The organism is Roseateles hydrophilus (assembly GCF_026712245.1).
Classification (GTDB): domain Bacteria; phylum Pseudomonadota; class Gammaproteobacteria; order Burkholderiales; family Burkholderiaceae_C; genus Pelomonas; species Pelomonas hydrophilus.
In genome coordinates this window covers 397,741-411,091 of the sequence record NZ_JAPPUY010000004.1, presented here as the reverse complement: position 1 = coordinate 411,091, position 13,351 = coordinate 397,741, and the positions used below count along the sequence as shown (strand labels likewise).

Sequence of the window (13,351 nt, the reverse complement as noted above, 5' to 3'; positions counted from 1 at the left end):
GCATCATGCCCTGCGGGCGCGGTCAGGGATCACGACTCGGCCGTCCAGCGCGACAGCTGCTGCAGCAGCTCGGCCGCGCGCGGCTCGCCGGGGCGCAGGGCCTGGGCGGTCTGGATGCTCTGCAGCACCTCGGCCTCCAGGACCGCCGAACGCCCGTGGCGCTGCAGCACGGTCATGGCGACGGCGGCAAAGTTCAGCAGCACGCGGGCATTGCGCGGCATGGAGATCTTGGCGCTGCGCAGGCTTTCCAGCGCGGCTTGCGGGTCGCCGTCGGCCATGCGCTGCATGCCGTCCTTCATGGCGTGCGTGGCCTCGCGGCGCGCCGCTGCGGCCAGCTCGCCGCCGCTGGCGCCCAGGCCCAGGCGCTCGAAGGCGCGCTGCGAGCGCTGGATGAGGCGCTCGTCGTCGTAGTTGTTGCGCGTGACGTGCTGCAGCAGCCGCGTGGCGGCGTCTGCCTGCTGGGACTCGATCAGCGTCTCGGCGATGCGCACGGCCAGATCGGCGGCATGGTCGGAGGTCTCGTCGGCGCTCAGCGCCACCAGCTCGGCCGCCAGCCGGGCGGCCGCCTCGGCGTCGCCGGTGGCCTGCACGGCGCGCACGGTCTCGGCCTTGGCGAGCAACTGGGCGTCATGGCTGTCGTAGCGCTGCGTCATGGTGGCCAGCAGCTTTTGCGCCTCGCCGGGGTTGCCGGCCTCGGTGTGCAGCCGCGCCATGCCGAGGAAGGGGTCCAGCGTCTCGACGGCGCTGTGCTCGGTGAGCTTGATGGCGCGGGCGAACGCGCGCTCGGCCAGCTCGTGCTGGCCCTGGGCGAGCGCAGCCACGCCTAGCGCGGACTGGCGCTGCGGCGTGTTGGGCGACAGCGCCACGGCGCGCTCCAGCAGCGCCAGCTGCTGCGCGTCCTCGCCCTGCGCGTGCAGCACCTGGGCCAGCTCGTCGTAGGCCTCCAGGTACTGCGGGTGCTCGCGCACGGCGGTCTGCAGCAGCGTGCGCGCGCCCGCCAGGTCGCCGGCCTGTGCGCGCACCTGCGCCAGCCCCAGGCGCGCCCAGGCGATGGGGCCGCGCTGCAGCACGCCTTCGTAGACAGCCTGGGCGCGCGCCCAGTCGCCCAGCTTCTGGTGCAGCTGGGCCTGCAGGCGCAGCACCTCGGCGAGGCACTTGGTGCCGGCGGCGATCTGCTCCTCGCACAGCTTGAGCGCGCCGCGCCAGTCGCGCGCCTTCATGGCGGTGGCGATGCCGGCCAGCGCCGTCTTGCGCTCCACCAGCTTGAGCAGCCGCGTCTGCAGCATGTTCTCGGTGATGGGCTTGAGCAGGTAGTCGTCGGGCGCGTCCTCGGCGGCGGCCGAGACCATGGCGCTGGTCTTCTCGGCGGTGATCATCAGCCACACGGTGGCGGGGTCCACCCAGCCCTTGAGCCGGGCTTCCTCCAGCAGCTGCTGGCCGTTCTTGCCGGCGCCGAGGTTGTAGTCGCACAGCACGACGCCGTAGCGGCGCGCGGCCAGCATGCCGGCGGCGTCGCGACCGTCGCTGGCGGTGTCCACACGGCGGGCGCCGCTGCGCAGCAGCTGGCCCTTGAGCACGCTGCGCATGGCCTCGAAGTCCTCCACCAGCAGGAAGTCCAGGCTGCGCAGCGGGTCCAGGTGAGCGGGCATTTCCTTCATGGCAGCTGCAGGATGAAGCGGCCGCCGCCGAGTGCGCCGCCGTTGGCCAGCTGGGTGCTGCCGCTGAGTTCGCCGTGGCGGTGCAGGCCGGCGGCCAGCCGCGCGAAGTACAGGCCCAGCCCGGTGCTGCCGGTGCGGGTGTCGATGCCCTGGCGCGTGGGGAAGCCCTGGGCCAGCATGAAGGCCGGGAAGCCCTGGCCGTCGTCGGCCACCTCGATGGCCAGCCCGTCGCCCTCGCGCTGCAGTTGCAGGCCCACGGTGTGGCGGGCATAGCGCACCGCGTTGAACAGGGCCTGCACGACGACGCTGTCGATCAGGTCGCGGTCGAACACCCAGTCGGGCGGCGCGGACTGTGCGTTCACTTGCAGCGTCAGGCCCTTGAGCTTCACCAGCGGCCGTACGCGTGCCAGCAGCTCGTCGACGAACTCATCCAGCGCCACCGGCTGCGGCTGGAAGGGGTACATGCCTTCCTCGATCTTGAACAGCGCCATCATCTGCACAAGGTTGCCATTGACGCGCTGCGTCTCGTACAGCGCCTGGGCGGTGGACTCGGCCACGCCGGGCGGCGGCGGCGTGTCGGTGCGCGCGAGTTGCTGCAGCGCATCCTCCAGGTAGGCCGAGATGACGCTGACCGAGTTCTTCATGTCGTGTGCCGCCGCCGCCACGAAGGTGGAGATGTCCATCGCTTGCCTTTCCGCTCCCGAGGCCGAGCGCGCGACCGGCACCGTCGCCGGGCGTGCGCGCCGACTGTAACGGGCGCCGGGCTCAGCGCGGGCGGCCGTTCGGGAAGGCCGCGATCAGGCCCTGCAGCGGCAGCGGCCGGCCCAGCAGCCAGCCCTGGCCGAAGCGGCAGCCGCAGTCGGCCAGCACGGCGAGCTGCTCCGCGCTCTCGATGCCCTCGGCGATCACCTCCAGCTGCAGGTGCTGGCCCAGGTGCACGATGGTCTGCGCGATGGCGCGGTCGCGCTCGCCGGTGGGCAGGTCGCGCACGAAGCTGCGGTCGATCTTCAGCGAGCGGATGGGCAGGCTCTTGAGCATGGCCAGCGACGAGTGGCCCATGCCGAAGTCGTCCAGCGAGATCTCGAAGCCGATGTCGCGCAGCTGGTGCATCACGCGCTTCACCTGTTCCGGCTGGCGCATCAGCATGCTCTCGGTCAGCTCCAGCACCACCTGCGATGGCGGCACCGCCAGCTCGGCCGACATCGTGCGCAGCATCTGCGGCAGCGCGCTGCTGGTGAACTCCGAGGCCGCCATGTTGACGTGGATCTTCAGCGCCGCCAGGCCGCTGCGCTGCAGCAGCGCCAGGTCGCGCAGCGCCTGGCCCAGCACCCAGCGGCCGATGTCGATGATGAGGTGGCTCTGCTCGGCGATGGGGATGAAGACGTCCGGCGGCACGGTCTCGCCGTCGGGCCGGTGCCAGCGGATCAGCGCCTCCACACCGTGCAGCGCGCCCGAGGCGATGTCGACGATGGGCTGGTACAGCAGGTAGAGCTGGCCGGTGTGCAGCGCCTCGTGCAGCGCGGTCTCGATGGCCAGGTGCTGGGCCAGCTTGGCGCGCTGCTGGGCCAGCGTGTCGGGGCTGCTGGTGGAGAACACCGTGCTGCCGTTGCGGCCGTTCTGCTTCACGCGGTACATGGCCGCGTCGGCGCTGCGCAGCAGCTCGGGGCCGGTGACGCCGTTCTCCGGGAAGCGGCTCACTCCGATGCTGGCCGACACGTTGAGCGACACGTTCTCGTACAGGAAGGGCCGGCTGGCGGCGGCGAGCACGGCGTCCACCAGCGCGGCCAGGGCCTGCTCGTCGCCGCTGTCGGGCACCAGCACGGCGAACTCATCGCCGCCCAGCCGGCCCACGCGCGCGGGCGGCGGGGCGAGGGCCTGCAGCCGGCGCGCAAAGCCCTGCAGCACGGCGTTGCCAGCCTCGTGGCCGAAGGCGTCGTTGATGGGCTTGAAGCGGTCCAGGTCGATGAACATCAGCGCGAAGCGCCGGCCCTGGCGCTGGCTGAGCGCGCAATGCTGGTTGAGCTGGGCGTAGAAGTAGCCGCGGTTGTCCAGCTCGGTCATCTCGTCCACCTGGGCCAGGCGGCGGATGACGGCCTCGGTCTCCAGCCGCTGCGCGGTCTGCGCGATCAGCGCGCCGATGGTGGCCGAGACCTTGGGCAGCTGCGCGTCGGGCTGGCGCGCCAGGCTGCTGTAGAACTCCAGCACGCCGGGGCAGTGCTGGCTGCCGTCGTCGGACACATAGGTCACCGGGAACACATAGCCCGACCACAGCCCGCACATCTGCGCGCTGCCGCGCCGCAGGAAGCGCGCATCGGTGCTCATGTCCTCCACCCACTCGGCCTGGCCGGTGGCCCACACGCGGCCCACCAGGCCCTCGCCCGGCGCCATGCCCAGGCCGGCGCTGACGACGCTGAACTGCTCCAGGTCGCGGTCCGGCGGGTGCCAGAAGTGGCGGCAATGCAGCTGGCCCGGCGCGCCGCCAGCGTCTTCCATGCGCCAGTAGGCGCCCCATTCCCAGCCCAGGTTGCGGCAGATCAGCTGGATGACGTTGGTGATGGCGTCTTGCAGCGTGTGCGTGCCGACGAGGTATTCCGTCAGCGCGTAGCCCAGGCGCTCGCGCACGGCGGCGTGGGTCAGGTCGGTCACGTCCTGCAGCAGGCCGCGACGCCAGCGCGGGCGCAGCGGGTCGGGCGGCAGCGGCGTGACGCGCAGCCAGCGCATGCCGCGCGCCAGGCCGATGACGCGGATGTCCAGCGGCGCCAGCGCCTGCGGCGTGGTCCACAGCTGCATCAGCCCGGGCAGGTCTTCCTCCACCACATGGCCGAAGCAGGCGTACAGGTTGTCGGGCACTTCGGCGGCGCCGGGCAGCTCCAGGTAGTCGCAGGCGACGGGGGACAGCTGCGTCTGGCCGGTCAGCGGGTCGTGCCACCACTGGCCGAAGCCGGCGGCGCGCTCCAGGTCGGCGAGCCCGTCGGCCGGGCTGTTCACGCGCGGAGCCAAGGTGGGGACGAGGGCGGGCGGTACACGGGTTCCCTGGGGACTGCTCATGGCGCCCGGTGCGCGCAATTAGCGTGCCAGCATTCACCGTGAGATGGGCCCAGGCGGTGTGCCAGCGCCCGCGTCTGGCGCATGGTTTGCACGCTGCTGGTGCGCGACGCGCTACGCTGCGCCCCTGTTGCAAGGAGGCGCCTGTGGGCATCGTGGTGTATTGGCTGGAGGCGGACGGTGCGGACTGGCGGCCGGTGTGCGAGTTCTTCGCCGGCCATGAGTTGACGCAGGCGCTGGCCTGCGCCGAGGCCCAGCGCCGCCAGGGGCATGGCCATGTGAGCATCTCCACCGAGCTGGCCGACCATGTCGGTCGGCCCGGCGTGGCCGCCGTGGAGGGCGGCAAGACGCCCGACGGCGAGGTCTATGAGTGGAGCAAGGCCGGCCGGGCCGGCAAGGTGCGGCGCGGGCGCTGAGCCTGCCCGGGGCGGCGGTTGCCTCAGAACTTGTAGCCGAAGCCCATGGTCAGCAGCTTGTCGGTTTTGCGCGTGCCGGCCGGCACGCGGCTGCTGTAGCGGCTGGACAGGCCGGCGTTCAGCGTCCAGCTGCCGCTGAGCGTGGTGGCCAGGCTGGCGTCGAAGGTGGCGCGGTCGCCGAGCTCGCCGCCGTCGGGGTAGTAGACGAGGCGCTGCTTCAGCGACGTGGTGTCGCTGAGCTTGTGGCTGGACTCCTCGCCGAACAGGGCCTGTGCGCCGTTGGCCCGCGTGCCGTCGGTGGCGCGCGTGTCGGTGTAGCCCACACCGGCGAACACGTCCCACAGGTGGGCGTCGTTCTTCACGAGGTGGTGGCCTACGCCGCCGTTGAGGCTGTAGCGGTCGCGCACGCCGCCGGCCTCGTTGGTCTCGCCCTCGGCGCCGCCGAAGGAGAACCAACGCGCGCCGAGGTTGAAGTCGTAGCGGCCGCCCAGGCGCAGCAGGTCGGCCGTGGTGGTGGTGACGCCGCCGACGCGGCTGCGGCCGTAGTTGGCCAGGCCGTAGAGGCTGATCTTGTCATCGGCCGTGGCGCGGCTGGTGTCGGCGTTGGCGGCCAGTGTGCGGCTGCTGGTGTTGCCGCTGGCCAGCGCGCCGGAGAGGCTGAGGCCGCCGTGCCAGTGGCCGTCGGGGGTGTCTTGCGCCAGGACGGCCGGGCAGGTGAGGCAAAGAGCGGCGAGCAGGAGCGTGGAACGGGTCATCAAGGCGAGCGAGCGGTACTGCGGCAAAAGCCGGCAGTATCCCCAGCGCTGGCGGGCCGCGGTGTCGGACGGCAGCCCGTCCGGGGGCGCTCTCTAAAATGCCGGCATGACCTCTTCCCCTGTCGGTGCCGCGGCCGACGCTGCTTCCAGCCCCCTCCTGCGCAACCTCAACCCCGAGCAGCTCGCCGCCGTGACGGCAGCGGCCGAGCCGGCCCTGATCCTGGCCGGCGCCGGCTCCGGCAAGACCCGCGTGCTGACCACCCGCATCGCCTGGCTGCTGAACACGGGCCAGGTCAGCCCCGGCGGCGTGATGGCCGTGACCTTCACGAACAAGGCCGCCAAGGAGATGCAGACGCGCCTGGCCACCATGCTGCCCTTCAATGTGCGCGGCATGTGGATCGGCACCTTCCACGGCCTGTGCAACCGCTTCCTGCGCGCGCACTGGAAGCTGGCCCACCTGCCGCAGGCCTTCCAGATCCTGGATGCGAGTGACACGACCTCGGCCGTCAAGCGCGTCATCAAGGCGATGAAGCTCGATGAGGAGCGCTTCGTGCCCAAGCAGGTCGGCTGGTTCATCGCCGGCTGCAAGGAAGACGGCCAGCGCCCGGGCGACGTGGTGGCGCATGACGAGCAGACGAGAAAGCTCGTCGAGATCTACGCCAACTACGAGGACCAGTGCCAGCGCGAGGGCGTGGTGGACTTCGCCGAGCTGATGCTGCGCTCCTACGAGCTGTTGCGCGACAACCCGGCTGTGCGTGAGCACTACCAGAACCGCTTCCGCCACATCCTCGTCGACGAGTTCCAGGACACGAACAAGCTGCAGTACGCGTGGCTGAAGATGTTCGCGCCGCCGGGCTCGGCGCATGGCCAGAGCCTGCTCGCCGTGGGCGACGACGACCAGAGCATCTACGCCTTCCGCGGCGCGCGCGTGGGCAACATGATCGACTTCGAGCGCGAGTACCGCGTGCGCAAGGTCATCAAGCTGGAGCAGAACTACCGCAGCTTCGGCCACATCCTTGATGCCGCCAACGAGCTGATCAGCCGCAACAGCCAGCGCCTGGGCAAGACGCTGCGCACCGACGCCGGCCAGGGCGAGCCCATCCGTGTGCAGGAGTCGCCCAGCGACTTCGCCGAGGCGCAGTGGCTGATCGAGGAGATCCAGCACCTGCACCGCGGCGGGCTGGACCGCAAGGAAATCGCGGTGCTCTACCGCAGCAACGCGCAGTCGCGGGTCATCGAGTCGGCGCTGTTCAACTCGGGCATCCCGTACCGCGTCTACGGCGGCCTGCGCTTCTTCGAGCGCGCCGAGGTGAAGCACGCGCTGGCCTACCTGCGGCTGCTCGAGAACCCGAACGACGACACCAGCTTCCTGCGCGTCGTGAACTTCCCGACGCGCGGCATCGGCGCCAAGACGCTGGAGAACCTGCAGGACGCCGCCAAGGCCACGGGCCGCAGCCTCTACCAGAGCGTCAGCGCCATCGCAGGCAAGGGCGGCGCCAACCTGCTGGCCTTCACCAACCTCATCGACTCCACGCGCAACCTCACGCAGGGCATGACGCTGCGCGAGATCATCGAGCAGGTGCTGCAGACCTCGGGCCTGCTGGACTTCTACCGCACCGACAAGGACGGCGCCGAGCGGCTGGAAAACCTGGACGAACTGGTGAACGCGGCCGAGGCCTTTGTCATGCAGGAGGGCTTCGGCAAGAACGCTGTCGGCCTGCCGGTGGACGAGACAGCCCAGCCTGGCACGCCGGGCGCGGTGCCCGACGCCGAGACCGGCGAGATCATGTCGCCGCTGGTGGCCTTCCTGACGCACGCGTCGCTGGAGGCCGGCGACAACCAGGCGCAGGCCGGGCAGGACGCCGTGCAGTTGATGACGGTGCACTCCGCCAAGGGCCTGGAGTTCGACGCGGTGTTCATCACCGGCCTGGAAGAAGGCCTGTTCCCGCACGAGAACGCGATGTCCGACCCCAACGGGCTGGAGGAGGAGCGGCGCCTCATGTACGTGGCCATCACGCGGGCGCGCAAGAAGCTGTCGTTGAGCTTCTGCCAGACGCGCATGCTGCACGGACAGACGCGTTATCACATCAAGAGCCGCTTCTTCGACGAGCTGCCCGAGGACGCGCTGAAGTGGCTGACGCCGCGCAACCAGGGCTTTGGTTCGGGCTTTGCGCGCGAGTACCAGAACGCCTGGGACCGTGGCTCGGGCCTCAAGGGCATGGTGGGCGCGGGCAATGTGTCCAAGCCCGCCTGGGTGGAGCCGCCGGTGCCGGCGAGCATGAAGCCCAAGGTCTCGGAAGAACACGGCGGCCTGCGCGTGGGCAAGGGCGTGTTCCACACCAAGTTCGGCGAGGGCGTGCTGCTGACGCTGGAAGGCGCGGGCGCCGATGCGCGGGCGCAGGTCAACTTCGGCCGGCATGGCACCAAGTGGCTGGCGCTGTCGGTGGCCAAGCTCACGCCCATCGATTGAGGGCGGGCCCCGTGACGCCGCTGCTCACCCGCGACGAGATGGCCGCCTTCCTGGCGGCCGAGTTCCCGCAGACGCGGGTGACGGTGGATGCCATCGACCCCGACGGCGTCACGCTGGCGCATGCCATCACCGAGGCCGAGCTGCGCCCCGGGGGCACGGTGTCGGGGCCGGTGATGATGGCGCTGGCCGACGTGGCGCTGTATGTGGCCGTGCTGGCGCGCATCGGCATCGTGCCGCTGGCGGTCACGACGAATCTCTCCATCAACTTCCTGCGCAAGCCACGCGCCGACCGGCGCCTGCTGGCGCGCTGCCGGCTGATCAAGCTGGGGCGCACGCTCGCCGTGGGCGAGGTGTGGCTGCAGTCCGATGGCGAGGACGAGCCGGTGGCGCACGCCACCGGCACCTACGCGCTCCCGAGGGAGCGCTGATCACACCCCGTCAGCTGCCGATGCGGCCGCCGTCGTTCTTCGTGATCATCACCGTGGCCGAGCGCGGGCGGGCCGTGGCGCCGCCGGCACCGTAGCCGCTGTTGCCCGGCCAGTGGCTGGTGAACTTGCTCGGGTCGGCCAGGGCCGACACCGGCGTGTCGTCGCCCGGGTGCTGCACGTTGACGAACATCACCTTGCCGTCCGGCGATTCGCACATGCCGGTGATCTCGTTGTTGTTCGGGCCCACGAGGAAGCGCTTGAGCGTGGCATCGGTCGGCTTCTTGCCCACCGGCGTCGTCACCGAGACCGTGCCGTAGTTCAGCGTCTGCGCCGCACCGTCACCCACGGTGCCCGGCAGCGCGGCCAGCATCATGCAGTTGGTGGTGTCGGTGAAGGCGCCGTCGTCGGTCTGGATCCAGCAGATGCCGGTGCTCTGGCTGAACACCAGGCCGTCGGGGCTGGAGAAGTCCTGGTCGGCGGTCAGGCCGGACAGGTTCACGAAGCCCGGCGACGCGGTGGACTCGGCGCCGAACAGGTAGACGTCCCAGTTGAAGCTGGCCGCACCCGGCTCGCCGCCGGTTTCCTTGACGCGCACGATGTGGCCGTTGACGTTGCCCTGCTGCGTGGTCGAGGCGTCCTTGATGTCGCTGTAGGCGCGCGGGTTGGCGGCGTTGACCTGGGTCTGCGAGCCGGTGGGCGCCACGCGGCGGTTGCTGTTGTTGGTCATCGTGAAGTAGACCTCGCCGGTGACCGGATGCGTGCCGCACCACTCGGGGCGGTCCATCTTGGTGGCGCCCACGGCGTCGGCGGCCAGGCGGGCGTGCATCAGCACGTCGCCGTCGTTGGCAAAGGTGTAGCCCGTGTAGCCGGCCACCGTCGGGTTGGCCATGCTGAGCTCGATCCAGGTGCCGGTGCCGTCGGCGTTGAACTTGGCGACGTACAGCTTGCCGCTGTCCAGGTACTTGTCGCCGGCGGCGATGCGGTCCGTGGGCGTGGCGTCGGCGGCGGCCCAGTTGGCGCTGCTAACGAACTTGTAGACGTACTCGTTCTGCGCGTCGTCGCCCATGTAGACGGCCAGCGGCTTGCCGGCCACCGGCTTGCTGAAGGCGGCAGCCTCGTGCGCGAAGCGGCCCAGCGCGCTGCGCTTCTTGATGACCGAGGTGGCGTTGTAGGGGTCGATCTCGGTGATGTAGCCCTGGCCGTTGATCTCGTGGCGGTAGTCGTCGCTGCCGTCGGCCGACACGCCGGTCACGCTGGTGTTCCAGCGGGCGTACTTGTCGGCGGTGCCGGCGGTTTCCCAGCCGTAGCGGCTGGCGGCGGCAGCCGTGGCGGTGGCGTTGCGGCCGTAGCGGGCCAGCGCGACGTTGGCGTTGGCACTGCGCTTGGCGTTGTCGCCCATCGCGCGGAAGAAGTAGCCGGTCCAGTTCTCCTCGCCGGTCAGCAGCGTGCCCCAGGGCGTCTTGCCGGTGCCGCAGTTGTTCAGCGTGCCGCGCGTCTTGGTGGCCGACGGCGAGAACTTGGTGACCAGCAGCGCGTTGCCGCGCGCCGGGCCAGAGATCTCGATCTCGGTCAGGCCGGTGATGCGGCGGTTGAAGGCGGAGTCCTGCACATAGGCGAACTTGCCGAAGGACTTGCGGAACTCGACGATGGCCACGCCGTGGGCGTCCACTTCGATGTCGGCCTCGCTGGCCGGGCGCGGCAGGGCGCTCGGGCCCTTGGCGTGCAGGAACTGCGGCGTGATGTATTCGAAGTTCATGCCCAGCAGCGCGCGGTCGCTGCTGCTGGCGTCGGGCGTGCCGTTGGCGGACAGGCCGAAGTACTCCATGCCGTCGTGGCAGTCGCCAGCGCGCTTGTCGAAGCCGGTGTCGGTGCCGTCGTTCTTGTAGGCCGAGACGCCCGCGAAGATCGGGTCGCCGGTGGCGAACACGACCGCGGCCGTGTAGCCGGCCGGCACGGTGATGGTGTCGTTGAGGTTCTTGTCGACGGCCGCGAAGGAGAGCAGCGTCTCGGTGGGCTTGGGCTGCGGGGGCTGGGGCGTCAGCGGGTTGTCGTCGCCGCCGCCGCAGGCGGTCAGGGCGGTGGCGCCAAAGGCGGCGGTCATCGCGGTGCCGAAGCCGCCGCGCAGGATGTTGCGGCGGCTCAGGCGCGCCTGCAGCACGCTGTCGAAGCTGGGGTTGGCCGAGCGGTTGGAATCTTCGTCGTCAAACGAGGCAGCGAGGGGCAGGATGGACTTGCCAGAGGGGCGGGTCATGGATGTGACATCACGAGGGTTGGAACACAGCCGAACAGACTATGTGGCCTTCGTGAAACCGCTGTTAAACACCCGCGGCCGGCGTTGCCCGGCGCAGCTCAGTGGTCGAGCACGTCCTGCGGCGCACCGAACATGAAGCAGTCGACGAAGCTGAAGTACAGCGACGCGTAGAACGCCGTGGACAGCAGCAAGCCGGTGGCCATCAGCGCCACGGGCGCCAGGCCGGCCAGGCCCAGCATGCCGAACACCAGGCTGATGACGCCGGCCGCCGCCATCAGCAGCGCGCCCCACAGCAGCGCGTTCAGCGCGAAGGCGGCCTTGTTGCGCCACAGCGCCAGCGTGCTGGAGAACAGCGCCTGCGCCACGCCCTGGCCGCCCCAGTGCACCAGCGCCGGCGCATGCCAGTAGGGAACGGCCAGCAGCGCCAGCAGGCCCAGGCGTGTGGCCATGCCCCAGAACAGGCGCGGGTCGGTGGCGGCGTTGGTGACGGCGTCGCTGTTGTCAGCGTTCTCGGCGATGAGCTTTTGCAGCTCGCGCGTGCTGCCGCCGTCCACCCAGTCAGCCAGCCAGCTGATGAACACCACGGCCAGCGCGTAGCTGACGCAAAGCAGCAACTGGCTGCGGCGGCGTTCCGGCGTGAGCTTGAACGGCGCGGTGAACACCGCCGCCGTGGGCATCTTTTTTTGCAGCACCAGGTGCGTGGCCAGCATGAAGCCCAGCGATAGCAGCGGCAGCGACGCGAAGGTCAGCAGTGGCCCCACGCCCGGCAGCAGCATGGCGACGAAGCCGAAGAACAGGAACAGCCCGAACAGCCCCGACAGCGCCAGCGGCTGGCGCTGGAACACCTTGAAGCCGTGGCGTATCCACAGCCGGCCGTTGCGTGCCGGCACCTCCTGCAGATGCAGCTGCATGGTCATGGCGTGCCCTCGCTCGAGGGGAGGGCCGCTGGCGTGGGGCGGCCCGGCGCAGCGCGGCTCATGCGTTCTCCTTCAGGGCGTGCCACGGCGTGGCGATGCGCTCGCGCAGCACGCGCTCGAAGTGGCGCGGGTCATGGGCCTTCAGCAGCGAGGCCTCGCGGGGCAGGTGCAGGTCGAACAGGCGCGACACCCAGAAGCGCAGCGCCGCCGCGCGCAGCAGCGCCGGCAGCAGCCGGTGCTCGGTGCCGGTGAGTGGCCGCACGCGCTCGTAGGCGGCCACGAATACGGCGGCGCGCTCCTCGATGAGGCGGCCGTCGGCGAGGTCGATGCACCAGTCGTTCAGGCACACGGCGAGGTCGAACAGCCAGGTGTCGCAGCCGGCGAAGTAGAAGTCGAAGAAGCCGGTCAGCCGCTCGCGGCCCGGGCCCTCGCCGGGCTCGAACATCACGTTGTCGCGGAACAGGTCGGCGTGGATGGGGCCCGACAGCTCGGCCTGCAGGTGGGCATAGTCGGCAGACGCGGCCAGGTGCTGCTGGTAGGCCAGCTCGGCTGTCAGCAGCTCGGCCTGTGCAGCGTCCAGGAAGGGCATCAGCTGCGGCACCACCTGCTGCCACCAGGCCAGGCCGCGCAGGTTGGGCTGGTGCATGGGGAAGTCGCGCCCGGCCAGGTGCATCTGCGCCAGCGTGGCGCCCACCTGCTCGCAGTGGAAGGCGTCGGGCGCCATCTGGTGGCCGCCGTGCAGGCGGTCGACGATGGCCGCCGGCTTGCCGGCCACCTCGAACAGGATCTCGCCCGTCGCGTCGGCATGCGGCTCGGGCACCGGCACGCCGCGCTGGGCCAGGTGCTGCATGAGGCGCAGGTAGAACGGCAGCTGCTCGGCCGTGAGGCGCTCGAACAGCGTCAGCACGTAGCGGTGCAGGTGGCCGTCGTCGCCGGTGCAGTCGACGAAGTAGTTGGTGTTCTCGATGCCGGCGCCGATGCCGCGCAGCGAGCTGAGTTGCCCCAGGTGGAGGTGGTCCAGCAGGGCTTGCGCCTGCGCGGGGCTGACTTCGGTGAAAACGGCCATGGGCTACAGGGAACACGGCGCGAGGCCGCGTGACATCAGAATTTGAGGACTTTCCAGACCCGCGTGCCCGAGCCGCTCTTGGGCAGGCCCGTGCCGGTGCCGCCGGCCGACTCGCGGCCCGCGTCGTTGACGACGATCTCGTACTCCGGCGCCTTGGTGAGCTTGTTCTTCACCGTGACCTTCTTGGTCTCGCCGCGCACCTTCAGCTCCTCGATGCGGACCTGGTCGTCCTCGGCCACGTTGCGCTCGACCTTGGGCTCGGGCGGCGGGTCGGCCAGGGCGCCGGTCGCGACTGCGGCCAGCAGCAGGAGGAGGGAGGGGCGAAGCATGGCGCGGATTCTAGGT

Annotated in this window: 11 protein-coding genes; 3 read left to right on the top strand and 8 right to left on the bottom strand. The window is 70.5% G+C overall.

From position 1 onward, the window contains the following. Positions 1-29 precede the first annotated feature (29 nt). The 3 genes from NYO99_RS16905 to NYO99_RS16895 all read right to left on the bottom strand — a co-directional run bounded on the left by NYO99_RS16905 (position 30) and on the right by NYO99_RS16895 (position 4,646). Positions 30-1,658, bottom strand: a complete 1,629-nt coding sequence (locus NYO99_RS16905; protein ID WP_268168416.1) for a tetratricopeptide repeat-containing response regulator — start codon at positions 1,656-1,658, stop codon at positions 30-32. After that, positions 1,655-2,341, bottom strand: coding sequence for a sensor histidine kinase (locus tag NYO99_RS16900; RefSeq protein ID WP_268168415.1), 687 nt, complete (start codon positions 2,339-2,341; stop codon positions 1,655-1,657). Before NYO99_RS16900 ends, NYO99_RS16905 begins: the two co-directional genes overlap by 4 nt. Positions 2,342-2,423: 82 nt before the next feature. Beyond that, positions 2,424-4,646 carry a putative bifunctional diguanylate cyclase/phosphodiesterase gene (locus NYO99_RS16895; RefSeq protein ID WP_268168414.1) on the bottom strand — a complete coding sequence of 741 codons (2,223 nt, stop codon included), beginning with the start codon at positions 4,644-4,646 and terminating at the stop codon, positions 2,424-2,426. A 203-nt stretch (positions 4,647-4,849) separates the two neighbouring features. Between NYO99_RS16895 and NYO99_RS16890 the strand changes: the two genes are divergently transcribed. Next, on the top strand, positions 4,850-5,119 hold the full coding sequence (locus tag NYO99_RS16890; protein ID WP_268168413.1) for a hypothetical protein: 270 nt from the start codon (positions 4,850-4,852) through the stop codon (positions 5,117-5,119). 23 nt (positions 5,120-5,142) lie between these two features. Here the strand turns inward: NYO99_RS16890 and NYO99_RS16885 are convergent, their stop codons facing one another. After that, complete coding sequence (locus NYO99_RS16885) at positions 5,143-5,874, bottom strand: DUF481 domain-containing protein (RefSeq protein WP_268168412.1); 732 nt, start codon at positions 5,872-5,874, stop codon at positions 5,143-5,145. A gap of 106 nt (positions 5,875-5,980) precedes the next feature. Between NYO99_RS16885 and NYO99_RS16880 the strand changes: the two genes are divergently transcribed. Together NYO99_RS16880 and NYO99_RS16875 are read left to right on the top strand one after the other, a co-directional pair. Beyond that, positions 5,981-8,344 carry a UvrD-helicase domain-containing protein gene (locus NYO99_RS16880; RefSeq protein WP_268168411.1) on the top strand — a complete coding sequence of 788 codons (2,364 nt, stop codon included), beginning with the start codon at positions 5,981-5,983 and terminating at the stop codon, positions 8,342-8,344. Positions 8,345-8,355: 11 nt separating this feature from the next. Further along, entirely contained in the window at positions 8,356-8,772 is a 417-nt protein-coding gene (locus tag NYO99_RS16875; protein ID WP_479685366.1) for a PaaI family thioesterase, read from the top strand. A 10-nt stretch (positions 8,773-8,782) separates the two neighbouring features. On the opposite strand, the gene NYO99_RS16870 is transcribed toward NYO99_RS16875, so the two are convergent. The 4 genes from NYO99_RS16870 to NYO99_RS16855 form a co-directional block, all read right to left on the bottom strand. Continuing rightward, positions 8,783-11,023 (bottom strand): PhoX family protein, encoded by a 2,241-nt coding sequence (locus tag NYO99_RS16870; protein ID WP_268168410.1) that lies wholly within the window; start codon positions 11,021-11,023, stop codon positions 8,783-8,785. A 98-nt stretch (positions 11,024-11,121) separates the two neighbouring features. After that, complete coding sequence (locus NYO99_RS16865; protein ID WP_268168409.1) at positions 11,122-11,940, bottom strand: BPSS1780 family membrane protein; 819 nt, start codon at positions 11,938-11,940, stop codon at positions 11,122-11,124. A gap of 58 nt (positions 11,941-11,998) precedes the next feature. Further along, positions 11,999-13,006, bottom strand: coding sequence for a homoserine kinase (locus tag NYO99_RS16860; RefSeq protein WP_268168408.1), 1,008 nt, complete (start codon positions 13,004-13,006; stop codon positions 11,999-12,001). Between the two features lie 35 nt (positions 13,007-13,041). Beyond that, the gene (locus tag NYO99_RS16855) at positions 13,042-13,335 is read right to left on the bottom strand and encodes a hypothetical protein (protein WP_268168407.1); all 294 of its coding nucleotides are present in this window, start codon (positions 13,333-13,335) and stop codon (positions 13,042-13,044) included. Between the last annotated feature and the right edge of the window lie 16 nt (positions 13,336-13,351).